Annotated in this window: 19 protein-coding genes and 1 pseudogene; 1 reads left to right on the forward strand and 19 read right to left on the reverse strand. The window is 64.8% G+C overall.

All coding sequences use genetic code 11. The features are described from left to right. Window positions 1-25: 25 nt before the first annotated feature. From C1A13_RS11295 to C1A13_RS11380, 18 genes and pseudogenes are all read right to left on the reverse strand, one after another. Window positions 26-1,018, reverse strand: coding sequence for an ABC transporter permease (locus tag C1A13_RS11295; protein ID WP_101552047.1), 993 nt, complete (start codon window positions 1,016-1,018; stop codon window positions 26-28). Beyond that, complete coding sequence (locus C1A13_RS11300; RefSeq protein WP_101552049.1) at window positions 987-2,519, reverse strand: sugar ABC transporter ATP-binding protein; 1,533 nt, start codon at window positions 2,517-2,519, stop codon at window positions 987-989. The genes C1A13_RS11295 and C1A13_RS11300 overlap by 32 nt, the downstream gene beginning before the upstream one ends. Window positions 2,520-2,696: 177 nt before the next feature. Further along, window positions 2,697-3,815: a sugar ABC transporter substrate-binding protein gene (locus C1A13_RS11305; RefSeq protein WP_101552050.1), complete on the reverse strand. Its 1,119-nt coding sequence runs from the start codon at window positions 3,813-3,815 to the stop codon at window positions 2,697-2,699. Window positions 3,816-3,903: 88 nt separating this feature from the next. Further along, on the reverse strand, window positions 3,904-4,686 hold the full coding sequence (locus C1A13_RS11310) for a 3-ketoacyl-ACP reductase (RefSeq protein ID WP_207654192.1): 783 nt from the start codon (window positions 4,684-4,686) through the stop codon (window positions 3,904-3,906). Window positions 4,687-4,759: 73 nt separating this feature from the next. Then, a complete protein-coding gene (locus C1A13_RS11315; RefSeq protein ID WP_101552054.1) occupies window positions 4,760-6,028 on the reverse strand; it encodes a lactate racemase domain-containing protein in 1,269 nt (422 codons plus the stop codon). A 127-nt stretch (window positions 6,029-6,155) separates the two neighbouring features. Then, complete coding sequence (locus tag C1A13_RS11320) at window positions 6,156-7,577, reverse strand: L-serine ammonia-lyase, iron-sulfur-dependent, subunit alpha (protein ID WP_101552056.1); 1,422 nt, start codon at window positions 7,575-7,577, stop codon at window positions 6,156-6,158. An 11-nt stretch (window positions 7,578-7,588) separates the two neighbouring features. Next, window positions 7,589-8,467 (reverse strand): NAD(P)-dependent oxidoreductase, encoded by an 879-nt coding sequence (locus tag C1A13_RS11325; protein WP_101552058.1) that lies wholly within the window; start codon window positions 8,465-8,467, stop codon window positions 7,589-7,591. Between the two features lie 157 nt (window positions 8,468-8,624). Next, window positions 8,625-9,317, reverse strand: a complete 693-nt coding sequence (locus tag C1A13_RS11330; RefSeq protein ID WP_101552061.1) for a GntR family transcriptional regulator — start codon at window positions 9,315-9,317, stop codon at window positions 8,625-8,627. 150 nt (window positions 9,318-9,467) lie between these two features. Then, window positions 9,468-10,139, reverse strand: coding sequence for a 4-carboxy-4-hydroxy-2-oxoadipate aldolase/oxaloacetate decarboxylase (locus tag C1A13_RS11335; RefSeq protein WP_172439265.1), 672 nt, complete (start codon window positions 10,137-10,139; stop codon window positions 9,468-9,470). Window positions 10,140-10,372: 233 nt separating this feature from the next. Next, the gene (locus C1A13_RS11340) at window positions 10,373-12,709 is read right to left on the reverse strand and encodes an InlB B-repeat-containing protein (protein ID WP_101552065.1); all 2,337 of its coding nucleotides are present in this window, start codon (window positions 12,707-12,709) and stop codon (window positions 10,373-10,375) included. Window positions 12,710-12,997: 288 nt separating this feature from the next. After that, entirely contained in the window at window positions 12,998-13,777 is a 780-nt protein-coding gene (gene trpA, locus C1A13_RS11345) for a tryptophan synthase subunit alpha (protein WP_101552067.1), read from the reverse strand. Next, entirely contained in the window at window positions 13,770-14,954 is a 1,185-nt protein-coding gene (gene trpB, locus C1A13_RS11350; protein WP_101552068.1) for a tryptophan synthase subunit beta, read from the reverse strand. Before trpB ends, trpA begins: the two co-directional genes overlap by 8 nt. A gap of 353 nt (window positions 14,955-15,307) precedes the next feature. Then, entirely contained in the window at window positions 15,308-16,963 is a 1,656-nt protein-coding gene (locus tag C1A13_RS11355; protein WP_172439266.1) for a CTP synthase, read from the reverse strand. A gap of 31 nt (window positions 16,964-16,994) precedes the next feature. Then, window positions 16,995-17,417 carry an ANTAR domain-containing response regulator gene (locus C1A13_RS11360; RefSeq protein ID WP_242970898.1) on the reverse strand — a complete coding sequence of 141 codons (423 nt, stop codon included), beginning with the start codon at window positions 17,415-17,417 and terminating at the stop codon, window positions 16,995-16,997. A gap of 183 nt (window positions 17,418-17,600) precedes the next feature. After that, a pseudogene (locus C1A13_RS11365) lies at window positions 17,601-18,907 on the reverse strand (glutamine synthetase family protein). Between the two features lie 64 nt (window positions 18,908-18,971). Further along, window positions 18,972-19,697: a glutamate synthase gene (locus C1A13_RS11370; protein WP_101552070.1), complete on the reverse strand. Its 726-nt coding sequence runs from the start codon at window positions 19,695-19,697 to the stop codon at window positions 18,972-18,974. An 11-nt stretch (window positions 19,698-19,708) separates the two neighbouring features. Further along, complete coding sequence (locus C1A13_RS11375; RefSeq protein WP_101552072.1) at window positions 19,709-21,217, reverse strand: glutamate synthase-related protein; 1,509 nt, start codon at window positions 21,215-21,217, stop codon at window positions 19,709-19,711. Beyond that, a complete protein-coding gene (locus tag C1A13_RS11380) occupies window positions 21,217-22,320 on the reverse strand; it encodes a class II glutamine amidotransferase (protein ID WP_101552074.1) in 1,104 nt (367 codons plus the stop codon). Before C1A13_RS11380 ends, C1A13_RS11375 begins: the two co-directional genes overlap by 1 nt. A gap of 361 nt (window positions 22,321-22,681) precedes the next feature. Here C1A13_RS11380 and C1A13_RS11385 point away from each other — a divergent pair, with 361 nt between their 5' ends. Next, window positions 22,682-24,787, forward strand: a complete 2,106-nt coding sequence (locus tag C1A13_RS11385; protein ID WP_101552076.1) for a glutamine synthetase III family protein — start codon at window positions 22,682-22,684, stop codon at window positions 24,785-24,787. 259 nt (window positions 24,788-25,046) lie between these two features. Here the strand turns inward: C1A13_RS11385 and garR are convergent, their stop codons facing one another. Beyond that, a complete protein-coding gene (garR, locus tag C1A13_RS11390) occupies window positions 25,047-25,928 on the reverse strand; it encodes a 2-hydroxy-3-oxopropionate reductase (protein WP_101552078.1) in 882 nt (293 codons plus the stop codon). Between the last annotated feature and the right edge of the window lie 6 nt (window positions 25,929-25,934).

Here is a 25,934-nt window from a genome sequence, read left to right on the forward strand (position 1 = left end):
TCTCCCCCTTCCGCGTTGTCTGCGGTTACTTGACGATGTCCTTGCTCTTCCAGTCGGAGGAGGCGGCCACGGCGAGGATCACGACGATGCCCTTGACGAGGATCTGGACGTGGGGCGAGACGCCCATCAGGTTCAGGCCGTTGTTGAGCATCAGGATGACGAACACGCCGGTGATGGTGCGTGTGACGCTGCCCTTGCCGCCGCTGAGGGAGGTGCCGCCCATGACCACGGCGGCGATCGCGTCGAGCGACATGCCCTGGCCCTGGGAATGGGTGCCCGCGCCCAGACGCGCGCTCATCAGCACGCCCGCGAGCCCGGTGCAGGCGCCCGCTACGGTAAAGGCGATCATCTTATATTTGCGGGTCGGCAGGCCGCACAGCCCGGCCACCCGCTCGTTGCTGCCCATGGCGTACAGCGACCGGCCGTACTTGGTCTTGGTCGTGAGGACGACCATGAAGATGAGGATCACGGCCGCGAAAATCGCCAGCGTCGGCAGGAAGCCGACGCTTCCGGACCCCAGCTTCTTAAACTGGACGAACATGGTGTTCTGGGCGATGCCGCCCGATACGATCAGCGCGATGCCGCGGCAGATGGTCGAGGTGCCGTAGGTGACCAGGAAGGAGGGCAGACGCACATAGGAGACCAGAAAGCCCATGAACACGCCGAACACCAGCCCGATCCCCGTGCCCAGCAGCACGCTCAGCCAGCCGCCGCCGTCCTGGACGATGTTGGCCAGCATGACCGCCGAAACGCCGGCCAGGCTGAGCAGGCCGTCGGACGAGATGTCGATGCTTCCGATCAGGATGACCCCGACCAGGCCGAACGATACGATAAACAGCGGGCCGCCCTGGCGCAGGATATTCATCAGGTTATCCAGCGAAATAAAGCGAGGGTTCATGATGGTAAAAAAGATTACGCAGACAACCAGCGCCGCCGGCGCGATGATCAGGGAATAGTCGATCTCCCGGCGGGCGGCCGGCGCGGTCTTATGCGATGTAGCGGATGATGTCCCTTTCATTCGGTTTAACCTCCTTCTGGCAGTCAATTTCGCCGGTGACGGCGCCGCGCCTCATGGTGACGATGCGGTTGCACAGCCCGATCAGCTCCGGCATTTCGTCGGATACCACTAGAATGGAAATTCCTTCGTTGGCAAGTTCGCGCATCAGCCGGTAAATTTCCTGCTTCGCGCCGACGTCGATGCCTCTCGTGGGCTGTTCCATCAGCAGAATCCGGGGTTTCAAGCTCAGCCAGCGCGCCAAAATGACCTTCTGCTGGTTGCCTCCCGATAGATTCATGATTTTTGTCCTGCCGGATGGGGTTTTGATTTTCAGCCGGCTAATATAATCATCCACGCCTTGCTGTTCCCGGCGCTGGTCGATAAAGCCAAGCGCCCTGGTAAAATTGTCTAGGTTGGCGATGGTCGTATTCGTGATTACGGATAAGACGCCCAAAATCCCTTCATTGCGCCGGTCGCTGGGCAGATAGCCGATCCCCGCCTTTACCGCCAGGGCAATGCTGTTGCCCAGCTGGCTGCCGTCGGCGGCGGTGATCGTCCCCTTCTCCACCGGAGAGTCCCCAAAGATGATTTTGGAGAGGTCCTCCTTGCCGCATCCCATCAGCCCCGCAATCCCCAGAATCTCCCCCTTGCGCAGGCTGAAGCTGACGTCCTTCACTTCCTTGTTGGTAACGCCCTCCAGCCGCAGGACCACCTCGTCCTCCGGCACGCGCAGCTCCTGCGCGAAGAAGAAGTCGGTGGAGAATTCGCGTCCCACCATCATTTCCTGCAAAATCCGGATATCCACATCCCTGGTCATGACATCGCCCACGTTGGAGCCGTCCTTCATGACGGCCACGCGGTCGGTGTATTCCACGATCTCCTCCAGATGGTGCGAAATAAAGATAAACGCGGCCTGTTCCCGGAGGGAGTTGATGATGGCGAACAGGTTTTCCACCTCGCTGGGCGAGAGCACGGCCGTGGGCTCGTCGAGGATCACGATGACCTGCCGGTCGGTGTGCAGCGCCGTATAGAGCACCCGGGCGATCTCCACCATCTGCCGCTGGGAAAAGCTCAGCCTGCTCAAGCGGGTCCTCGGGTCGAGGTTCGCCAGCCCGACCTTCTCCAAAACCATCTTCGATTCGCGGTACATCTCGCTCCAGTGCAAAAAGCCCGCCGTCTGCAAATGTTCCTCGTGCCCGAGGAAGATGTTCTCCGCCACCGAAAGGTTGGGAAAGAGCGCCTGCTCCTGGAACACCATCCCGATCCCCTTTTCATAGGCCTCGATCGGCTTGGTCAGGTTCAGTTCCTCCCCGTGGCACAGGATCGTCCCGGCGTCTCGTTTTTCAATCCCCATCAGTACGCGCATCAGGGTGCTCTTGCCGGCGCCGTTTTCCCCGATCAGCCCCAGGACTTCGCCGGGATAGAGCTCCAGCGAAACCCCCTTGAGCGCCTGGACGCCGGCAAAACTTTTCCGGATGCCGCGCATGGACAGGATGCTCTGCCTGTCGTCGGTCTGTTGCATACTTGCTACGCTCCTCCCGCTATAGATGGGAAGCCGGGCAGTCCGCCCGGCACAGCCCGCCGTGGGGCTGCGCACAGCAGCGTTGGCTTCCGATGTCGTGATCTGCGGGCAGGCATACCCTGCGGACGCGGGGTATGCCTGCCGCAACAGAGAATCTTTTGATGCCGGCGTTTCCGTTTATGCCGGATGTTTGACCTTGCTGTCGGCGGTCCAGTCGCGGCCGGCGGCTTTCGAGCCATACCACAGGTCGTAGTACTCGTCGACATTTTCCGGAGTCACGACCGGCGGATCCCAGATCGCGTGTTTGTTTTCGTCGGTGACCGGGCGGATGCCCTCGGTCAGGTAGTCATAGCCGAAGCAGACGGCGCGGGCCTGCATGCCGGGGGCGTCGCCGCTGAGGCTGACGCAGGTGTTGCCCTTCTTCATGTGGTCGAGGAAATCCTGCAGGCAGTCCAGGCCGCTGATCTTGACCTGTCCCAGCTTGCCGACGCCGTCGAGGATCTCGATGACGCCCATGGCCATATCGTCGTTGGCGCACCATACGCCGTCAATCTGATCGCCGTACTTGATGTACATGTCCTCAAACACCGGGGCGGCCGCGAAACGGTCGAAATCGCCGGGCTGGGACTCCAGCAGGGTGATGCCCGGATACTCCTTCATGGCGTCCAGCAGGCCCTCATGGCGGCGGACCGCGGTGGTGTTGCCGGCAGGTCCGTCGATGGCGATGATGCCGCCCTCGCCGCCCATCGCCTCAAAGAGGTACTCGGCCTCGGTCTTGCCCTCCTGGTAGAGGTCGGTCAGCAGGTGGGCCAGATGGTACTCGTAGGCGGTGAAATCCATCCCCTCGGGGTAGTCGAAGAGGGTGATGAAGGGGACCTTGGCGTTTTCACACAGATCGCAGAGCGCCGGCACGATCGACGGGCTCATCGGCATGATGATGACGAGGTCGGGCTGGTAGGTGACCAGTCCGGACTCCAGGTCGGCGACCTGCTTCTGCTCGTTGTTCTCGGCGGAGAGGGTCACATACTCCATGCCGAGCTGGGCGGCGGCTTCTTTTCCGCCCCGGTCGAGCTCAACGTAGTACTGGTTATCCATTCCCTTGGTGCTGTTGAGCACGACGAACTTCTCGGCGGCGGGCTCTTCAGCCGGGGCCGCGGGCTCCGCGGCCGGGGCTTCCGACGCGGGGGCGGCGGGTTCCGGCGTGGCGGCCGGGGCGGGCTCGGAACCGCAGCCGGCAAGCAGCGTCAGGACCAGCACCGTCGCGAGTAGCATGCTGAGCAGTCTGTTTCTTTTCATTTTTTGCGCCTCCTCTTCATAGCTCCATGCGCCGCATGGAGGGCTGTTGTGTGCGGGACGTCCGCGCCGCGGGCGCCCCGGCGGATATTCAGTCGATCCATTTCATGTGGAAGCCGCCGTCGACGTCGATGGCGGAGCCGGTCGTGTAGGGCAGGTAGCCCTTGCAGATCGCGGAGACGGCCTTCGCGCAGTCCTCGCCGGTCCCCCAGCGGCGCAGCGGATGCAGGCCGTCGGCGATCAGCTTGTCGAAATGCTCCTTGACCGGCAGGGTCATGTCGCTGAGGATGTTGCCCGGGCGGATCTCATAGACGTTGATGCCGTAGTCGGCCAGCGCGAAGGCGAGCAGCTTGGTCAGCATCGCGATGGCGGCCTTGGACATGCAGTATTCGCCCCGCATGACCGAGAGGGTGTACGCCGAAATGGACGACATGTTGATGATCACCGGCTTGGGCGCGGGGTCCCCCGCCTCCACCTGTTTGATCATCTGCTTGGCGGCCAGCTGCCCCAGGAAGAGGTAGCCCTTGAGGTTGATGCCGAACACCCGGTCGAGGCTCTCCTCGGTCACATCGAGGATGTTCGTGCGCACCAGGGAGCCGACCCCGGCGTTGTTGACGAGCACGTCGATCCGTCCGAACCGTTCGAGCGTCCTGTCGATCAGGTTCCTGCGGTCCTCCTCCCTGGAAACGTCGGCCTGCACATAGAGGAATTCCGGACTCGCGTCCGCGATCTCCTTCATATGCCCTTCCGCCCGGGCGGGGTCCATGGTCCCGCATCCGACGATCGCATAGCCGTCCTTTGCCAGCTGGAGAGCGACCGCGTTCCCGATGCCCCGGGTAGCGCCTGTGATGACTGCAACTTTTTCCGTTCGCAAATACATCTCCCCTTTCGTCAATTCCTGCATGGGATTCTTTATTGTCGGGCCCGTCTGGGCCGGAACGACCGGTTCAAAAGAGGTTGCCCTCCCCGTCGAAGGGGAGCTCCTCCGGTTCCCCCAGCACCTCGACGCGCGGGTTGGCCGCCGCGTCGGGGAGCATCGCCTCGGAGATGAAGATTTCGCTCAGATGCAGGGTGTCCCGCAACCGCACCATGCGGATGCGCGCCTTGTCAAACCCCGGCGCCGTCTTGATCGCCGCCTGGATCGCCAGTTTGTGGCTGTCCATGACCAGCGGCATCCGGACCGCCTGGGTGAGGGTCGCCGTGATCGCGTTGGGGTAGGTGACCTCCGGATCGAACCGCTCGAGCAGCCGCCGGGTGGTCACGTCCGCCACGCCGATGCCGTTGGCGTTGCCGTGGGTCTCGTCGGTGAGGTCGAGGACGGCCAGCTTGCCCGGCCGCGGCGGCCCGCTTGCGTAGCCCGTGGCGAAGCAGCCGGTGATATGCGGGTCCATCCCGAGGCCGCTGATGTTCTTGCCCATCCGGTCGACCACCAGCACGTCGACGTTGGGAAGAAGGATTCCCGGCATGAGCGCCTTGGCCCGCAAAAGCAGCGCCGGTTCCCGCTTTGCGATCTCCTCCGGGGGCAGCGCCGCGACCTCGCAGGTCTGGTCGTAGGCGTTTTCCAGGATGGCGACGCCGAAGAGCACCTTCGCGTCGCGGAGGATCGCCCGCCCGTATTTTTCGATGTTCGCCGCCATGTTGGCGTAGCCCTCCTGGTGGCAGACCTCCGCGCCCGCCTGTTTTGCAAGGCCGATGGCAAGCATCTTCATGAGCCCGCTCTCGTAGGGGCCGGTAAAGGAGGTGTGGGGCTTGACGCGGTTGACGGCCACGATCCCGTCCGCCGCCGCGGCGCGCGCGTCGATCTGCACCGGACGGCCGTCGGGCGTGCGCCCGATTTCCCGGACCTCCATCGAGGACTCGACCGGGCAGCCCAGGTAATCCTCGGTAATTCCGAGGCTGCGCAGCACGTCGAGCTGCCCCTCGGCCGTCGCGCCGCCGTGGCTGCCCATCGCCGGCACGACGAAGGGGGCCGCGCCCGCCTCCCGCAGGGCTTCCGTGATCGTGCGGAGAATGAGGGCGATGTTCGCGATCCCCCGGCTCCCGGCGGTGACGGCGACGCGCATGCCCGGCCTCACGCCGCGCAGGACGCCGCTCCCGCGGAGGGTCTCCCGCACCGCGCCGCCGACGTCCGCGAGGCGCGCGCCGTCGAATTCCTGGCGGACCCGGACCATCCGGGGGATCGGCATGCCGCCGACCAGCCTGTTCACGACGCCCATCCCGTCACCTTCCCTTCCGCGCGGTCCAATTCCAGATATTTGATCTCTTTGCAAATATTGTATAATTTGGATCGACAAAATGTCGACATATTTAGACAGGCCTCGCCCACAAAAATCTTCCGCCGGGTCACTGGTCGATCAGCACGATGTTCAGCTCCTCCGCAATCTCCCGCGCGCGCTCTACGCTGGGGCTGGCGTCCCGCAGCACCAGCCGGGCGCCGCCGCGGTTGAGGGAATCCACCATGGAATTCTGCTTTTCCGCCTCGATCGTCACCCGCTGGACCGACGGCTCGTCGACCTCGAGGATTTCCACCTCGATCCCGCGCCGCCGCACCTCCGCGAGGATCTCCCTGTAGGCGTCGGCGTCGCTCGTGCCCGCCCCGTCGACCGCGGCCATCAGGATGCCCGGCACGTTGATCGCCCGCCGGGCGAAGAGCTCGGAATAGAGCTCGATTTTTACCTTTTTGATCCGCCCCTCCGACAGGAAGTGCGCAATCCTCCCGCAGTTGGTCGGGGAACCGACCCCCTGGCTGCTGCCGCCGACGACCGCTTCCGCGAACGGCTTGGTGATCGGGTTGGCGCGGCGCGCGAGCTCGCGGCTCTCAGCGGCCGCGCGGACGATCAGCTCCTCCTGCCGCAGCTTCTCCGCCTCCCGCACGGCCGGGTCGATGTACGCCTCCACCCGCTCGTCGTGCTTGAAGAAGGGCTCCATGTATTCGATCGTCACCGGGACGACGTGCTTCGCGGAGGCCAGATGGCACTGCGCCGCCATGGCGATCATCACGTCCACCGGGACGGTCGAGGGAATCGAGGTGTGCATCGCGAGCTGGCTTGCCAGGCGCGCGATGAGGATGCCGCCGCCGATATGGGTGGCGCACAGCCCGGGCACGAGCACCCGCGGGGTGCAGGGCACGCTGATCGTCGGGGAGATCGCGAGCACGACCGCCCGCTCCATCTGGGCGGGGGTCCCCCCGGCCAGCTCGACGAAGGCGGCCGCCGAGGCCGCCGCGCCCGCGCCGATCCCCTCCATGTTGCAGCCGGTCGTCCGCTTGCCCACCCGGAAGATGCCGCCGATCTTGAGGATGACGGCCATGACCCGCGTGATCAGGTCCTTGTCGGTATAGAACTCTTTCACCGCCTTGACGAACCCGGTGTAGGGGCAGGCGTCGCCCGTGCCGGCGCAGGGGCACAACCCGATCGTGTGGTTCCCCACCTGCGCCGCGAGGGTGTATGTAACGATCCGGTCGACGAACGGGTCCCCGGCAATCTTCGCGCCGTCCTCCGCCGCGAGGTCCTGCCCCACCGCGCCGAGCAGGAAGCTCCTGCCCGTCGTGGCGCCGATTCCGGCGGCGCAGAGGTTGTGCGCGAACGCCTCCTCCATGCTCGCCGCGACCTGCTCGCCGGTGAGGCCGGTGCTGTCCACCGCCTCCCGCAAAATCACTTCTCCGACGCTCATCCGGGTCTCCTCCGCCACGCGGATGCACTCCCCCAGCGTCATATGCCCATAGTCGTAGTCCAATTCCCGTGCGGTCTCCGCAACCGGTTTCATGCCGTCTCCCCCTATCTGACCTCGGTGTCCATCAGCTCTTCCCAGATTTTTAAGAGCGAGGTGATGTCCTGCCTGCCGAATCCTTTGGCCCGCGCCGCCTCAAACATCTGCACCGCCGTGCTCCCCATCGGGATCGGCATCGAGAGCTGTTTTGCCGTTTCGACGGCGAGCCCCAGGTCCTTGTATTCCAAATCCACCGCGAAGCCGCCCTCGAAGGACCTCTTTTTGATGAAGTTGGGGATCTTGTTTTCAATGATGAAGCTGCGCCCCGAGCTCTCCCGGATGATCTCGTACATCGTGTCGAGCCCGAGTCCGATCTTCGCGCCGAGCACCAGCGCCTCGGCGGCGGCCGCCATGTTGCAGCCGAGCAGGTAGTTGTTGACCATCTTGACGCCCGAGCCGGCGCCGACCGGCCCGATGTGGCAGATCTTCCTGCCGATCGTCTCGAAGAGCGGGCGCATCCGCAGGAACGCCTGGTCCGGGCCGCCCGCCATGACGGTCAGCGTTCCGGCGGCCGCGCCGCCGACCCCGCCGCTCACCGGGCAGTCCATGTAGGTGATCCCACGCGCCGCGGCCATCTCGGAAAATTTCCGCGCCGATTCGGGCGCGATGCTGCTCAGGTCGGCGATGACCGACGCGCCGATCGACTCCCGCCCGAGGATTTCCTCGAGCACCGACCGGACGATCGCCGCGTTTGGCAGCGAGCAGAAAAGCACCTCGGTATCCGCGGCGGCCTCCCCCGCCGTCGGGCAGATGCGCGCGCCCGCCGCTTCCGCCTCGCCCGCGGCGCGCGGGGAGAGGTCAAAGGCGCACAACTCGTGCCCCGCGCCCAGCAGCCGCTTCGCAATGGGCAGCCCCATGGCGCCCAGTCCGATCATTCCGATCCTCATCGAAAAGCCCCCTTGTAAAAAAATATCCCCACCAGGTTCATTCCGGTCCAGTCCCACTCCGCTCCCCGGATACCGGGGAGGGCGCGGGACGCCTTTTGAAACTGATGAGGAAGCAGATCGGCGGCGGCGCGTTTGATTCGGGACGCGCCGCGCGCCGCTATTCGCTTTCCAGCCGCCTGGCCGGGAGGGAGCGGGCCTTTTTGATCGGGAACGGCTCCGAATACTCCTTGATGGTCCGGTCGCGGACCTCGTTGAGATGCTGGAAAAGATACCGTTCGGCGCTTGCTTCATCCCGCTGCTTCAACGCCCGGATAATGTTCAGGTGCTTCTTTTTGGAAGCGTTGAAGTGCTCGGGGTCCCGCGCGGAAATGCGGTTCACAATCGCGAACTGCGCCGTAAGCATGTCGTAGAACTTTTCCAGCCTGCTGTTGCCCCCATACGCAATAATCGACGTGTGCAGCAGATGATTTGCGTCATAATACTGTTGGGGGTCGGAGTTTTCGTTCAGATCCAAAAAGGCCTGTTCCAGTCGGTCCAGCATCTCCTCATCAAAGTACCGGCAGGCGGTGTGCAGGGCGTGCAGCTCGAACATGATCCGCAGCTCGAAGATCTCCTCGAGGTCCCGCTGCGTGATATCGGTGACAAAGGTTCCCCTTCCCGGGAAATGGGACACCAGTCCCTCCGCCTCCATCCGTTTGAGCGCCTCGCGCACCGGAGAACGGCTCAGGCCCAGCGCCTCGCCGATCTCCACCTCCGCAATCGGGGACCCGAGTGGGAATTCCCCCGATAAAATCCCGCTGTAAAGGTAATCGTACGCCCGTCCGGCCGCTCCTGTCGATCTGTCTGCCATGTTTATTCCCTCCAATGTAACTTGCGCTCATAGATGATCCATGCGAAGACAAGCACCTTAAAGTATTATTATACTATAAATCTTCACACTGTACAATCTGATCATACACTGGAACGAAACATTTTCGACAAATCGTATGCAGAAAAGCCCTTATTCTTCCACACAGTGCAGCGAGTCGAACACCCTCTGGTACCCGTAGATGTCAAAGAGCGATTCCCCCGCGCGGAGCCGGTCCATAACGGCCGCCTCCTTGGCCGTCCGTTCCTCGGCGAGCCGCAGGATGTCCGGCGCCTCCTCCAGCGGGACCACCACGACGCCGTCCGCATCCCCGACGATGAGGTCGCCCGGCCGGACGATCTCGCCGCCGATGCAGATGGGGTGGTTGATCGTACCGAGCGTCGCCTTGGCGGTCCCGCGCACGCAGAGCCCCGCGGAAAAGACGGGGAAGCCCATCCGGATGATCTCGCGGCTGTCGCGTACGGTGCAGGACACCACCAGGCCGGCAGCGCCGCGCGCCATGCACTCCACCGCCAGCACCTCGCCGAACGGCCCCGAAGCGACCGCCGAGCCCATGTCCGCGACGATGACGTCGCCGGGGCCAGCCATGCTGACTGCCTTGACAAGCATCAGGTTGTCGCCCGTGTGGCAACGCACGGTGAGCGCGCGGCCGCAGACGGTCATATCCGCCGCGAGCGGTTTGATCGCGGGATCGAGCGCGCCCCTGCGGCCCATCGCCTCATGGACGGTCGCGGCCGCCTGTCCCTCGTATGCGCGCAGCAGCGCGGGATCGCAGCGCGGGACGTCCCTTCTGATGTGCGTCAATTGATACCCCACCCTTCTCGGTATTCTCTTCGTCGTCATAACGTATAAATTATGTCGACAATCTACTATGAATATAGCACACAAAATATCCCGTGTCAAGGGAATTCATTTTGGCAATATGCACATAAATTCGGTGAAATTCTCTCTGTTGACACGGTTCTATTTTTTCGCGGCGAGACGTAAAAAGGCCCCGCGGGCAATGCCCGCGGGGCCTTTCGGAAGAGATTTTTGATTTAACGGCCGGTGTTCGGGACCGGCTTCTGGTTGTTGGAAACGTCGATCGACGGGACCTCGGTATCGTCATCGTCGTCATAGTAGCTGTCGATATCCAGCTCGGTGTCCGAGACGATGTAGGTGCCGAGCGTCCGGGTCCGGGTGGTCCAGCCCTCGATCTCGCGGTCGTCTTCCGAGTAGGTGAACATCGCGGTCACGTCCTCGAGGTAGCCGTCCTTGTCAAGGCGGTAGATATAGACGTCGTGCGGATTGGGGGTGTAGTCGTCGTCATCGTCCCACGGGATGCCCAGCGTCAGATAGGCGCGGGAGGTCGAGGGGATGCTCGGGTTGCCGACGAAGTCATAGAACCACAGGTCTGCGTCGACGGGATCGCCGTACTCGGAATAGATGTCGCTCATCGACTTGGTGGACAGGCGCGCGTAGAAGTCCTTCGCGTCGTCGTCGGCGGTGAACTCGAGCGCCGCGCGGTCGTCGCCCCAGATGAGGACGTTGTTCTCGTTGGCCTCGGGGCTGAAGTAGATTTTCTCGCCCGTGTCGGCGTCGCCGTCCGAACCGGAAACCTTCTTGTTGCTGATCCACATGTTGAGGTTCAGGATGGCGGTTTCGCCCTTCTTCCAGCTGCCGTCCTTATCCTTTTTCGCCTTGAATTCGATCTCGGCGTTCGCCTTGCGCTCGTCGGTCGAAGTCATGTCCTTCAGCGTGACCTTCAGGTAGCTGGCGCGGGTCATGCCGCCCAGGCGCTTCTCCTCCACCTGCTCGATCTTGCTGATGAGGGACTTGCCGTCGCCGTCCTTGTCGACCGAGATCTTGAAGAGGTCGTCGTCGACAAGCTGGCTCGCGCGGGCCTTGCCGCCGCCGCTCAACTCGGTGACGTAGTCGTTGCCCGCATCGCCCAGCTTGATATAGAAGGTCTGGTTCGGGAGCACGCCGTCGAGCACGACCTTGCCGTCGCTGGAAGGCCGCGGGAAGCTGCTGCCGGAATTATCCTCCAGCCAGTCGCCATCGTCGTCGTAGACGCCGATGGGGCGGTAGACATACGACGGAGTGGAAGTGCCTCCATTATACTTAAAGGTCGCAGAAATATCGACATCAGAAGTTCCAACTGTATAGGTGGAAGTATCGCCGTCCTGTGTTGCTCCGGTGACCGTGAGCTTATCGAGCACATAGCCGTTATCCGGCGTTGCCGTAACGGTAAATTTCGCACCTTCCGCGACTTGGTCGCCGCTCTTGATCTCAGTACCGTTTACCGTCACCTTGATGCTGCCGTTACTGCCTGCCTTCCACTTGACGGCATGGGTCACGACGGGCGCAGGGGAATCTGCTTCAAACTCCACGGAAATTGTTACAATACCCGTTACGTTGCTAATAGTCCTGTTGTTTCCGTTGCCGCCCTGTTCCCCGCTCTGACCATCCATCGTGACGGAGAAGGATTTGACCTTATAGTTGGCCTCCGGCACCGCATTAACGGTGAGCTGGGTCCCCTCGTTTGCGGAAACGTTTCCACTTGCGGTCTTTTCAGTGCCGTTGATTACCAGCTTGCCGTCGGCCCCCGTAATCGTATAGTTTACCGCATAGGTGATCAACTCAAACTCGGCGGAAACGGTAACATCTCCGTTTACCGTAAATTCTTTGGCATCCGTAATGTTTTCACCGGAACTTAGGGTGATGGACTTCAATTTATAGTGCTCATCCGGAGCAGCCGTAACAGTGATCTTGGTACTGCTCGCAACCGAGGCATTGTTTCCTTCAGTAATTGTGCCACCACTATAGCTGACTGATAGCGTCCCGTTCTCGGCGGAAGCAACCGTGACAACCGGGTCCGCTGCCGGGGCAGTCCCATCATTCGTACCGGTCAGACCGTTCGAGCCAGAGGTCGTTGGGGTCGTCGGGGTCGGCGTCGAGGTCGTCGGCTCCGGGGTCGTCGGCTCCGGGGTCGTCGGCTCCGGGGTCGTCGGCTCCGGGGTCGTCGGCTCCGGGGTCGTCGGCTCCGGGGTCGTCGGCTTCTCGAAAGCCGCGTGGATGGACACATTTCCGCTGATCGTGAACGCGATGCCGCTCACAATGGACAGCGCCGGACCGTCGCCCGTCTTTGCGGTCAATTCCTTGAGTTCATAGCCTTCGTCCGCGGTGGCCGTGACGGTGATCGACGTCCCGGTCGCAACGGTTTTGCCTTCCTCATTCGTCGTGACACCGCTGACTGATACGGTGCCGCCCTCCGGCGTCGCATTGTAGGAGACGACATAGGGTTCGTCTCCGCCGTCGTCCGCCAGCGCGTAGACGGGCATCAGGCCCACTACGACCAGCACCGCGAGGCAGATGCTCAGTAGCTTCTTCATGTAGGGTACCTCCTTGAAAAAATCAGTTTCTCTGTCGTGCGGCGGGTCGCCGCCCTTCTCTGTCCGTGTTCCAATGATACCCGATTTTCCTGTGGCAAAAATGTTATTCTTATGACCGAATTGTGAACAATCCCAAAACGGCAGACAACATCTGGCAGCATCGGAACCACCTAATACTACAAACCATCCCGGCCCTCAAAAAGGGACACCGCCCGCAGAAAATTTTTTGCCCGTCCGTTCCCTCGCGGACCGGCCGTTTTTCCATCTCCGCCGAGCCGGCGGGGCGGGTCAGCCGAGGTTGAGCGCCGCCTTCATCTCGCGGACGTACCGCTCCACATGGGGCACGCAGTCCGCGCCGTATTTCGCGGCGAGCTTCACGATCGCGCTGCCGACGATCGCGCCGTCGGCGTGCTTCGCCATTTCGGCGGCCTGCTCCGGGGTCGAGATGCCGAAGCCCACCGCGCAGGGGACGTCGGACGCCCGCTTCGCCTCGGCGACCATGCCGCCGATATCGGTGGTAATCCGGCTGCGCACCCCCGTCACCCCCATCGAGGAGACGCAGTAGAGAAAGCCCTCCGCCTCCGCCGCGATCATGCGGATGCGCGCTCTGGAGGTGGGCGCGATGAGCGACACGAGGTCCACGCCGTACCGCCTGCAGAAGGGGGCGAGCTCCCCCTTCTCTTCAAAGGGCATGTCGGGGACGATCAGCGCGTCGACGCCCGTCTCCCCGCAGGCTTTGAGGAACCGTTCGGCCCCGTAGGTGAAGACGGGGTTCAGATAGGTCATGAAGGCGAGCGGGACGTCCGTCTCCCGGCGGATCTGCCGCACAAGCTCGAAGATGCGGTCGGTGGTCGCGCCCGCCGCGAGCGCGCGCTCGTCGGCCTGCTGGATGACCGGGCCCTCCGCCACCGGATCGGAAAAGGGAATCCCCAGTTCGATGAGGTCGGCCCCGGCCGCCGCCATCGCGGGCACCAGCCGCGCGGTGACCTCGAGCGACGGGTCGCCCGCCGTTACGAACGGAATGAACGCCTTGCCGTGGGAGAACGCCTCCCGAATCCGCTTACTCATAGAGCGCTACCCCCCTGTACCGGGCGATGGCGGCGACATCCTTGTCGCCCCTGCCCGAAAGATTGACGACCACGATTTGATCCTTCCCCATCCGCGACGCGAGCTTCCTGGCGTAGGCCACCGCATGGGCGCTTTCGATCGCCGGGATGATCCCCTCGGTGCGGGAGAGGTATTCAAACGCGTCCACCGCCTCGTCGTCGGTGATCGAGACGTATTCCGCCCGCTTTGTATCGTGCAGCCAGGCGTGCTCGGGGCCGATGCCCGGGTAGTCGAGCCCCGCCGAGATCGAGTAGACCGGCGCGATCTGCCCGTACTCGTCCTGGCAGAAATAGCTCTTCATGCCGTGGAAGATCCCCGGCGTGCCCACCGCGATCGTCGCGGCGGTCTCGCCCGTCTCCACCCCGCGCCCAGCCGCCTCGCAGCCGATCAGCCGCACCTGGGGGTCGCCGATAAAGTCGTAAAAGAGCCCCATCGCGTTGCTGCCGCCGCCCACGCAGGCGAGCAGCGCGTCGGGCAGGCGGCCCTCCTTCTCGAGCAGCTGCGCCCGGACCTCCCGGCCGATCACGCTCTGAAAATCCCGCACGATCGTCGGGAAGGGATGCGGCCCCATCACCGAGCCGAGCACGTAATGGGTGTCCGACACCCGCGCCGTCCACTCGCGCAGCGTCTCGTTGACCGCGTCCTTGAGGGTGCGGGTGCCCGTTTTGACGGGGTGCACCTTCGCGCCGAGCAGCTCCATCCGGTAGACGTTGAGCGCCTGGCGGACGGTGTCCTCCTCGCCCATGTAGATTTCACATTCCATCCCCATCAGCGCCGCCGCGGTCGCCGTGGCGACCCCGTGCTGTCCCGCGCCCGTCTCGGCGATCACGCGGGTCTTGCCCATCCGCTTGGCGAGCAGCACCTGCCCGAGGACGTTGTTGAGCTTATGGGAGCCGGTGTGGTTGAGGTCCTCCCGCTTGAGGTAGACCTTCGCGCCCCCCAGGTCTTTCGTCATCTTTTCCGCGTAATAGAGCAGCGACGGCCGCCCCGCGTAATCCTTGAGCAGGCCCTCCAGCTCGGATACGAAGCCCGGGTCGTCCTTCCAGCGGGCGTAGGCCTCCTCCAGCTCGATCACAGCGTTCATCAGCGTCTCGGGGATATACTGTCCCCCGTGGACGCCGAACCGTCCCTTTGACATCTCTATCGACTCCCTTCGGCAAAATTGCGTCAAAAAAGGCTTCTGTCCCAAAACAGGGACAAAAGCCTTTGCTTCTGCGGTACCACCCAGATTGGCGGCCGAAACCGCCCACTCGTTCTGCGCGCAGGCACGCGCACCCCCTGGTAACGGACGGGATCCCCGTCGGCGCCTACTCCCTCCCGGTTTCGGGCCGCCCTCGCGAGTCCATTCAAAATCGCCTGTGCTGCCGAACTCCCACCCGCGTCGGCTCTCTGGACACACCCGGCGGTCCCTACTACTCTCGCTCATCGGTTTCTGGATTTTTCCATAGTATAGCACCGGCGCTTTTCCGTGTCAACCGCCGAAGGCAAATTTCACCCGGCCCCGCGCCCCGCGCGCAGGCTCGCCGCGACGAACTCCCGGAAGAGCGGGTGCGCCCGGTTGGGGCGGGATTTGAACTCGGGATGGTACTGCACCCCGACAAAAAAGGGGTGGCCGGGCAGTTCGACCGCCTCGACGAGCCGCCCGTCGGGCGAAAGGCCCGACAGCCGGACCCCGGCCGATACAAGCCGCTCCCGGTAGTCGTTGTTGACCTCGTAGCGGTGGCGGTGGCGTTCGCGGATCTCCCGCGCACCGTACGCCTCTTCCAGCAGGCTGCCCGGCGCGACGGCGCAGGGATAGGCGCCCAGCCGCATGGTGCCGCCCTTGGGCACGACGCCCCGCTGGTCGGGCATGAGGTCGATCACGCAGTGCTCCGCCCCGGGGGAGAATTCGCGGGAGTCGGCCCCCGCGAGGCCCGCCAGCGAGCGCGCCGCCTCGATCACGGCGACCTGCATCCCGAGGCAGATGCCGAAATAGGGGATCCGGGCCTCCCGCGCACGGCGCACCGCGCGGATCATCCCCTCGACGCCGCGGCCGCCGAAGCCGCCCGGCACGATGATCCCCCCGCAGCCCGCGAGGCGCTCGGCGACGTTGCGGTCGGTGAGCGTCTCGGAGTCGACCCAGCGGATGACGACGCGCGCGCCGCACTCGTACCCGCCGTGGCGCAGCGCCTCGGCGACCGAAAGGTAGGCGTCGTGCAGCTCGACGTATTTGCCGACGAGCGCGATCTCCACCGGCTCGGTCGCGCGCGCGATCCGCCCGCACATGGCGGTCCACTCGCCGAGGCCGTCCCCATGCGCCTCGAGCCCGAGCCTGCGGCAGACAATGTCGTCGAGCCCCGCCCCGCGCAGCATAAGCGGCGCCTCGTAGAGGACGGGAAGGGTGCGGTTTTCGACGACGCAGTCGGGCTCGACGTTGCAGAAGAGGGCGATCTTCTGCCGCAGGCCCTCCTCGAGCGGCTCGTCGCAGCGCGCCACGATGATGTCGGGCATGATGCCCATACCCTGCAGCTCGCGCACCGAATGCTGGGTGGGCTTGGATTTGTGCTCCCCCGAGCTCTTGAGGTAGGGGACGAGCGTCACATGCAGGAAGAGGCACCGCCCCCGCGGGAGCTCGCGGGAGATCTGGCGGATCGCCTCGAGGAAGGGCTGGCTTTCGATGTCGCCGATCGTGCCGCCGATCTCGGTGATGACCACGTCGGCCTCCGTCTCGCGGCCGACCGAATAGATGAACGACTTGATCTCGTTGGTGACGTGGGGGATCACCTGCACCGTCTCGCCGAGGTATTCCCCCGCGCGCTCCTTGTTGAGCACATTCCAGTAGACCCGCCCCGAGGTAAGGTTGGAAAACCGGTTGAGGTCCTCGTCGATGAACCGCTCGTAATGGCCGAGGTCGAGGTCGGTTTCCGCCCCGTCCTCGGTCACGAAGACCTCCCCGTGCTGGTAGGGGCTCATCGTGCCCGGGTCGACGTTGATGTAGGGGTCGAGCTTCTGCGCCGCCACGGTGAGCCCGCGCGCCTTGAGCAGCCGCCCGAGCGCCGCCGCCGTAATGCCCTTGCCGAGCCCCGAAACGACGCCCCCCGTCACAAAGATATAGCTGGTCTCCTGTTTGCCCATCGGTTTTTCCGCCTTCCCTTCCCGTTCGGTCATTCTAGCTTTCCCGCGCGCGGCGGGGATATGTCTATTCGTCGCAGGCGCCGAGGATCCTCCGCGCGACCTCCCGCCGCGTGGCGCGCAGGTCCATCGCCTGTTTCTCGATGTAGTGGTGCGCCTGCGGCTCGGTCATCCCCAGCACCCGCATGAGCGCCCCCTTGGCGCGGCTGACCAGCCGCAGCTCCTCGAGCTTTTCGTTGAGGCGGACATTCTCCCGCTGGAGGCCGAGCATCCGGCGGCGGGAGGCGAGCACCAGCCGCAGCGACTGGAAGAGCATCGGCCGGGAAAACGGCTTTTCCACGACAAAGACGCCGAAGTCCTCCACCTCGGCGGAAACCGCGTCCGCCTGCGGGGCGTTCACGAGCAGCGCGACGCCCGCGTCGCTCTCGCGCGCGGTTTCGAGCGCCAGGGCACTCCCGAACTCGTCGGGCAGCGGGGTGTTGACGAGCACCAGCTCAAAGCCGCCCTCCGAGAACAGCCTGCGCGCCTCGCCGCCGCTTCCGGCGGCGCGCACGGCCGAAAAACCGCATTCGCGCATGAGTCCCTCGAGCGCGGCGCGGCCCCTCTCCCCTGAAACCAAGAGCATCCGCTCCTCCAAACCCGACACCCCCTTCCGTCAAAACGGCCCGCCCCTTCAGGTGCGCCCGAAATACCGCTCAAGCTCGAAGCCGAATTTGTCCTCGGCCGCTTCCCATTCCTCAAACTCCCGCCGCTTGTGGGCGAGGAAGTTTTCGACGATCCGCCCGGGCAGCGCCCGGCGGATGAAGCCGCTCTCCGACGCGAGTGCGAGCGCCTCGCCGAGCGAGGCGGGCAGGCGCTCGTATCCCGCGAGCGCCGCCGCGTTCGCGCCGTAGAGGTCGAAGTCGGCGGGCGGGCAGAGCTCCAGACCCTCCCGCACCCCCCCATCAGCAGCGTGAAGGCGAGGTAGGGATTGCAGGCCGGGTCGGGGGAGCGCAGCTCGATGCGGCTCGACTCCCCCTCCGCCGCGGGCACCCGCACGAGCTGGGAGCGGTTCTGCCCCGACCAGCTCACCACGCCCGGCGCCTCGAACGCGCCGAACCGCCGGTAGGAGTTGGCCAGCGGGTTGAGGAAGGCGGTGATCTCCCGCGCGCGGCGCAGAATGCCCGCCGTAAAGCCGAGCGCCTCCGGTTCCGGGCGGACGCCGAAGCGGTCGAAGAGGTTGCGCCCCTCCCGGCAGAGGGAGAGGTTCACATGCAGGCCGCTGCCGCTCGCCCCCTCGAGGGGCTTGGGCAGGAAGGAGGCGTAGAGGCCGTTCTTCGCAGCCACCGCCTTGACGACCATGCGCAGAGCCATCAGGTTGTCGGCCGCCTCCAGCGGGCCCGCGCAGTGGAAGTCCACCTCGTTCTGACCGGGGCCCTGCTCGTGGTGGGACCGCTCGGGCGAAAGCCCCATCTCCTCGAGCGTCAGGCAGATCTCCCGGCGCACGTTCTCCCCCCGGTCGCAGGGCGCGAGGTCGCAGTAGCCCGCGCGGTCGTGCGGGGTGTGGGTGGGGTAGCCCTCCTCGTCGGTCGTGAAGAGATAGAATTCACACTCGGGCCCGAATTTGCAGGTGAAGCCCTCCCGCCCCGCCCGCGCGGTGGCCTCGGCGAGCAGCCCGCGCCCGTCCCCCTCGAACGGCCTGCCGTCCGGGTAGCGGATGCCGCAGAAAAAGCGCACCACCCGTCCCTGCGCCGGCCGCCAGGGCAGCACCGACAGGGTGCCCGGGTCGGGCACCAGGAAGAGGTCGCTCTCCGTCACGTCCAGAAAGCCGCGCACCGCGGACGCGTCGAACGAGACGCCCTGTCCGAAGGCGCGCCTCAGTTGGGAGGGCATGATGGCGATGTTCTTCTGCGCGCCAAAAATATCGCAGAAGACCAGCCGGACAAATTTCACGCCGTTTTCCTCCACGAACCGGAGGACCTCCGATACGGTGGTATCCATTTGACAGTCTCCTTCCGGCCCCCGCGTTCACGGGGGGATTGGTCTATGGGCATGACAGCACGGATCAGACGCTCGTATAAAGCCGCCGGTAGAGATTTTCGCCGTCCGGCGTGAGCACCCAGAACCGTTCGGCGAGCAGCTCCCGCCGGTCCTCGCCGAACGCCGCGCAGAACTCGTCCAGGTACCCGCCGATCTCCGTAAGGTCGGCGGCGGAGGCCTCCGCCGCGCGGATGCGTTCCGGCAGGCCTTCCGGCCTTTCCGGGCAGCGCAGGAACATCTTCCCGCCGTGCATGCCGGTGCCGCAGAAATAGCCGGTGAGCGGCGTCCCGGCGGGCCTGCGCAGGCCGAGCACGACGATCACGCCGCCCGCCTGGTACTCCCCGAGAAAGCTGCCCGCCGTGCCGCCCACGACAAGGACCGGCAGCTTTCCGCGGTAGGCCTTCATGTGGATGCCCGCGCGGTATCCCACGTCCCCGTGGATATAGATTTTCCCGCCGCGCATGGCATAGCCCGCGCCGTCGCCGCAGGAGCCGTGGATGATGATCGCCCCGTCGTTCATCGTGTCGCCCGCCGCGTCCTGCGCGTTGCCCTCCGTCACGATCGTGCCGCCGTCGAGGTAGGCGCCCAGCGCGTTGCCCGGGATTCCGCCCACCAGCAGTGTCTTGTCCGCGAGCCCGCTGCCGATATACCGCTGCCCGAGGCAGCCGTCGATCTCAATCTCCGCGTCGGGGCAGGCGCGGATCTGCTCGTTGAGCTCCCGGAAATGCATGTTTCCCGCCGTGATCCTCATGTGGATCCCTCCTATTCCCCGGCGTGCCGGATACCGAGGATCTCAAGCTCCCTGTCGGTCATGCCGATCCCGCGCAGCATCAGCCGGTTGCCGCGCAGCGCCTCGATCGAGTTGATGCCCATGCCGCCCATCATCTCCTCAATCTCGTGCTTCCAGGCGGTGACAAGGTTTACCAGCCGCCGCGCCCCGGCCTCCGGGTCGAGGCGGCGCACCAGCTCGGGGCGCTGGGTTGCAATGCCCCAGTTGCAGCGGCCCTGGTGACAGGAGCGGCAGAGGCGGCAGCCGAGCGCGAGCAGCGCGGCGGTCGCGATATAGACCGCGTCGGCGCCGAGCGCGACGGCCTTGACGATGTCGGCGGAGGACCGGATCGAGCCGCCCGCGACGACCGACACGTTCCCGCGGATACCCTCCTCGCGCAGCCGCTGGTCGACGGCGGCCAGCGCGAGCTCGATGGGGATGCCCACGTTGTCGCGGATTCGGGCGGGCGCCGCGCCGGTGCCGCCCCGGAACCCGTCGACCGCGATGACGTCCGCGCCCGAGCGCGCGACGCCCGAGGCGATCGCCGCGACGTTGTGGACCGCCGCGATCTTGACGATGACCGGCTTTTGATATCCGGTCGCCTCCTTGAGGGAATAGACGAGCTGGCGCAGGTCCTCGATCGAATAGATGTCGTGGTGGGGCGCCGGAGAGATCGCGTCCGACCCCTCGGGGATCATGCGGGTACGGGAGACGTCGCCCACGATCTTCCGCCCGGGCAGGTGCCCACCGATGCCCGGCTTGGCCCCCTGCCCCATCTTAATCTCGATCGCCGCGCCCGCGTTCAGATAGTCCTTATGCACCCCGAACCGTCCCGAGGCCACCTGCACGATGGTGTTTTTGCCGTAGCGGTAGAAGTCCTCGTGCAGGCCGCCCTCGCCAGTGTTATAATAGGTGCCCAGTTCCTCCGCCGCGCGCGCGAGCGCCGCGTGGGCGTTATAGGAGATCGAGCCGTAGCTCATCGCGGAAAACATAACCGGCACCTCCAGCTCCAACTGGGGGGCGAGGTTGTTTTTGATCCGCCCCTTTTCGTCCCGCTCGATCCTCTGGGGCTTCGCGCCCAGGAAGGTGCGCGTCTCCATCGGCTCGCGCAGCGGGTCGATCGGCGGGTTCGTCACCTGCGAGGCGTTGATCAGCATCCGATCCCAGTAGACGGGATATTTCCCGGGGTTTCCCATCGAGGAGAGCAGTACCCCGCCGCTGCCCGCCTGCCGGCAGACCTCCGAAATGGCCGGGGCGGTCCAATTCTCGTCGCGCCTGAAGGTGTTGCCGCTTTCCACGATCTTGAGCGCCCGCGCCGGGCAGAGGCAGACGCAGCGCTGGCAGTCGACGCATTTCGTCTCGTCGGCCAGCATCACGCCCCGCTCGGGGTCGTAAGTGTGCACCCCGTTGGCGCACTGCCGCTCGCAGACGCGGCAGACGGTGCAGCGGCCGCCGTCGCGGACCACCTCGTATTCCGGATAGAAGAAGCCAAATGCCTCCATCACCGTACGCCTCCCTTCAGGGTCACGACGACCGGTTCGCCGCCGCGCGGCGCCCAAAGCTTGTCGAGCGCGGGCTCGACCGCGCGGATGGCGCATTCCTCGCTGGCAACATAGGTCGTGTCGCCCTTTTCGCCGATGACCATCGACCGCAGCTTGAGGCGGTCGTTGAGCGCCATCATGCCGCCCGTAAAGCCGAGCAGGATGGAAAACGGGCCGGTGATCAGCAGGGAGGAAAAAGCGTTGCGCAGGTAGGTCATGCGCTCCCGCTTTTCGGCGGGAAGACCGTCGATCGTCGACCAGAAGGGCGCGGCGATCACGTTCGCCGCCTCCTCGAGTGAGAGGCCCTGACGGCGGACGAGGTAGTCGATCACATATGTGATGACCTCGGTGTCGGTCAGCAGATTGCACCGGTAGCCGAACATTTCAATATGGCGGCGGTTGGCGTCGTAGGAGCTGATCTCGCCGTTGTGGACGACCGAGTAGTCGAGCAGCGCGAACGGGTGCGCGCCGCCCCACCAGCCGGGCGTGTTGGTCGGGTAGCGGCCGTGCGCCGTCCAGCAGTAGCCGGCATACTCCTCCAAACGGTAAAAGGCCCCCACGTCCTCGGGGTAGCCGACCGCCTTGAAGACGCCCATGTTCTTGCCGCTCGAAAAGATGTACGCCCCGTCGACCGTGCTGTTGACCCGCACGACGCAGCGCGCGGTGAACTCCCGCTCGTCGAGCTGGCTGGCCGCGAGCCTCGTCGGCAGCGGCGCGGCGAAATACCGCCAGATGAGCGGCTCGTCGGTGATCCGGGGCGTCCTGCGCACCGGGATCTTCGAGAGGTTCACGATGTCGAAATGCCGCTCGAGGAACGCTTCGCACTCCTGCCGGGCGGCGGTGGACTCATAGAACACGTGGAACGCATAGAGGTCCTTGTACTCGGGGTAGATGCCGTACCCGGCGAAGCCGCCGCCCAGCCCGTTGGAGCGGTCGTGCATCACCGAGATCGACTCGACGATCTTTTCCCCGCCGATCCGCCTGCCGTCCCGACGGAAGATCCCCGAGATCGCGCAACCGGACGGAATCCGGACGTCTCCCTCTCGTTTTCTCTCTTTCTGCATCGCTTCCACCACTTCTTTCAAAAATGAAAGAAGACGCCCACCAGAGGACGCGCCGCAGAGCGGGCGCGTCCTTGACGAACGCCTTTGTTCCTATTGATTATACCGGGAAATATGCAGGTGTGTCAAGAGAATCCTGCATATTTGTCATGCAAATCCTGCGATTTTGGCAGATTCACCGAAACTCACAAATGATTCGGCAGGTTAAACGGATAAATCGCACCAACTTTACAAAACCCCATTGACATCGGGATTTCCGCCGCCTATAATAACGACATGCACAGCAAAGGCGCTGCGGGTTCCAGCCCGCGGCGCCTCTTTTTTATTTCTTTTTTGCGCCAGCGAAATGAAAGGAGCATCTGTCATGACTGCAAACTGCGCGAACAAACTCCCCGACATCTTCGGCAGCATGGTGTTCGATGACCGCGCGATGCGGCAGCGCCTGCCCAAGGAGACCTACAGGGCCCTCCGGAACACGATCGAGAACGGCAAGAAGCTCGACGTCAACATCGCCAACGTCGTGGCCAACGCCATGAAGGACTGGGCCGTCGAGCGCGGATGCACCCATTTCACCCACTGGTTCCAGCCGATGACCGGCGTCACCGCCGAAAAGCACGACAGCTTCATCTCCGCCTCCTCCGACGGCAGCGTGATCATGGAATTTTCCGGCAAGGAGCTCGTCAAGGGGGAGCCGGACGCGTCGAGCTTTCCCTCCGGCGGCCTGCGCGCGACCTTCGAGGCGCGCGGCTACACCGCCTGGGACCCCACCTCCTACGCCTTCATCAAGGACCGCACCCTCTGCATCCCCACCGTCTTCTACTCCTATTCGGGCGAGGCGCTCGACAAGAAGACCCCCCTGCTCCGCTCAATGGAGGCGCTTAACCGGCAGGCGCTGCGCATTTTGCGCCTCTTCGGGAACGAAGGGGTCCGGCGGGTGGTCACCACCGTCGGCCCCGAGCAGGAGTATTTCCTCGTCGACAAGGCCCTCTACCGGCAGCGGCGGGATCTGGTGTTCTGCGGGCGCACCCTCTACGGCGCGAAGCCCCCCAAGGGACAGGAGCTGGAGGACCATTATTTCGGCGCGATCAAGCCACGCGTCTCCGCCTATATGAAGGAGCTGGACGAGGAGCTGTGGAAGCTGGGCATCCCCGCCAAGACCGAGCACAACGAGGTCGCGCCCTCCCAGCACGAACTGGCGTCCATCTACACCTCCACCAACGCGGCGACCGACCACAACCAGCTCGTCATGGAGCTGATGAAGAACGTCGCCGACCGTCACGGGCTGGTCTGCCTGCTGCATGAAAAGCCCTTCGCGGGAGTCAACGGCAGCGGCAAGCACGACAACTGGTCCCTCTCCACCGACGCGGGGCAGAACCTGCTCGAGCCGGGCGATTCCCCGCAGGAGAACGCGCAGTTCCTGCTCTTCCTCGCCGCCGTCATCCAGGCGGTCGACGACTACCAGGATTTGATGCGCGTGTCCGTCGCGAGCGCGGGCAACGACCACCGCCTCGGCGCAAACGAGGCCCCGCCCGCCATCGTGTCGATCTATCTGGGCGACGTGCTGACCGGGATCCTCGACTCGATCGAGAGCGGAACACCCTACGACCCCCAGAGCGCCGGGGAGCTGCGCGTGGGCGTGCACGTCCTCCCGCGCTTCCCCAAGGACGCCACCGACCGCAACCGCACCTCCCCCTTCGCCTTCACCGGCAACAAGTTCGAGTTCCGCATGCTCGGCTCCTCCTTCTCGATTTCGGGGCCGAACATCGTCCTCAACACGATCGTGGCCGAATCGCTGGGCCGGTTCGCCGACGCGCTGGAAAATGCGGACGACTTTGACGGCGCGCTGCACGACCTCATCAGGCGGGTCATCCGCGAGCACCGCCGCATCATCTTCAACGGCAACAGCTACAGCGACGAGTGGAAGCGGGAGGCCGAAAAGCGCGGCCTGCTCAACCTGCGCACCACCCCCGAGGCGCTCCCCTGTTTTGTGAGCCCGAAGAACATCGCGCTCTTCACCAGGCATCAGATCTTTACCGAGACGGAGATGCGTTCCCGCTACGAAATCCTGCTGGAAAGCTACGCCAAGACCCTCGCGATCGAGGCGCAGACGATGCTGGAGATGTCGCGCAAGGAGATCCTCCCGGCGGTCAACGCCTACGTGAAGGACCTCACCGCCGCCGCCCTGGCCAAGCAGTCGTTCGACCGCGAGCTGGGCTGCGTCATGGAGCGCGAGCTGCTCGGCAGGCTCTCGGACCTGGAGGGAGGCGTCTACCGCAGGACCGAGCTTCTGGAAGAGCAGCTCCGGCGGCTCGGGGAGCTCCCCTCCGCCAAGGAGCAGGCCGATTTCTGCGCAGGCGCCCTCTTCGCCGCCATGCAGGAGCTGCGCGCCGCCGCAGACGAGCTCGAATCGCTCACCGGCAAGGCATACTGGCCCTTCCCGACCTATGGGGAACTGCTCTTCAATATTTGACCACTTCTATTTCCTTCTTTTTTCTCTGTCCCTTTCTTTTCTCTTTTCGCAGATTGGCGTGCATTCCGGGCCGACGGGCGGCTGCCCTCCGGGATGCGCGCCGCCTTTTTTGCCGATATCCCCCTTCCGCGCCCGCATAACCCGCATAAAAGGAGCGGCCGCCCAAACGGGCGGCCGCCTGACTTTTTTTGTTCCGCGCTTGACGAAGCGCGGGGGACCTTTCAAAGTCCCCGGAAACGGCGCTTAGGGCGAGGTCCCCCTAAGTGATCGTCTCCCCGGCGATCTTCTCATAAAATCCCACCAGCGCGCTGTGGTCGTCTCCGCCGCGGCCGTCGGCGCGCAGCGTCTGCATCATCTCCATGACCGCGGCGGTCAGCGGCAGCGGCGCGCCCACGGCGTGTCCCGTCTCGAGCGCGTTGCCGAGGTCCTTGACGTGCAGGTCGATGCGGAAGCCCGGGGCGAAATTGCGTTCGAGCATCATCGGCGTCTTGGCGTTCAGCACCGCCGAGCCCGCGAGCCCGCCCTTCACCGCGTCGAATACCCGCGCGGGGTCCACCCCCGCGCGGCGGGCGAGCATCATCGCTTCGGAAACCGCCGCGATGTTCGCCGCGACGATCACCTGGTTGGCGAGCTTGGTCGTGTTGCCCGCGCCGATCTCACCGCACCAGACGGCGCTCGCGCCCATGCAGAGCAGCACCGGCCTGACCGCGTCGAAAACCGCCCGTTCGCCGCCCGCCATGATCGACAGCGTCCCGTCGACCGCCTTGGGCTCGCCGCCGCTCACCGGCGCGTCGAGCATTTTGACCCCCTTTTCCGCGCAGGCCGCCGCAATCTCCTGCGAAGCGCCCGGCGCGATCGAGCTCATGTCCACGAGGACCGTCCCCGGCGCCGCCCCCTCGAGCACGCCCCCCTCCCCGCAGACCGCCTCGCGGACGTTGGGGGAGTTGGGCAGCATGGTGATCACCAGCTCGTTTCCGGCGGCGGCCTCCCGCGGCGTATCCGCCGCGCGCGCGCCCGCCGCGGCGAGCTCTGCCACATGCTCGGGATGGTGGTCGCAGACGGTGAGCGCGTGCCCCGCCCGCAGGAGGTTCTTTGCCATCGGCCTGCCCATGATGCCGAGGCCGATAAATCCGATCTTCATGACAGC

It is taken from the genome of Anaerotruncus massiliensis (ex Togo et al. 2026), from assembly GCF_900199635.1.
Lineage (GTDB): Bacteria > Bacillota > Clostridia > Oscillospirales > Ruminococcaceae > Anaerotruncus > Anaerotruncus massiliensis.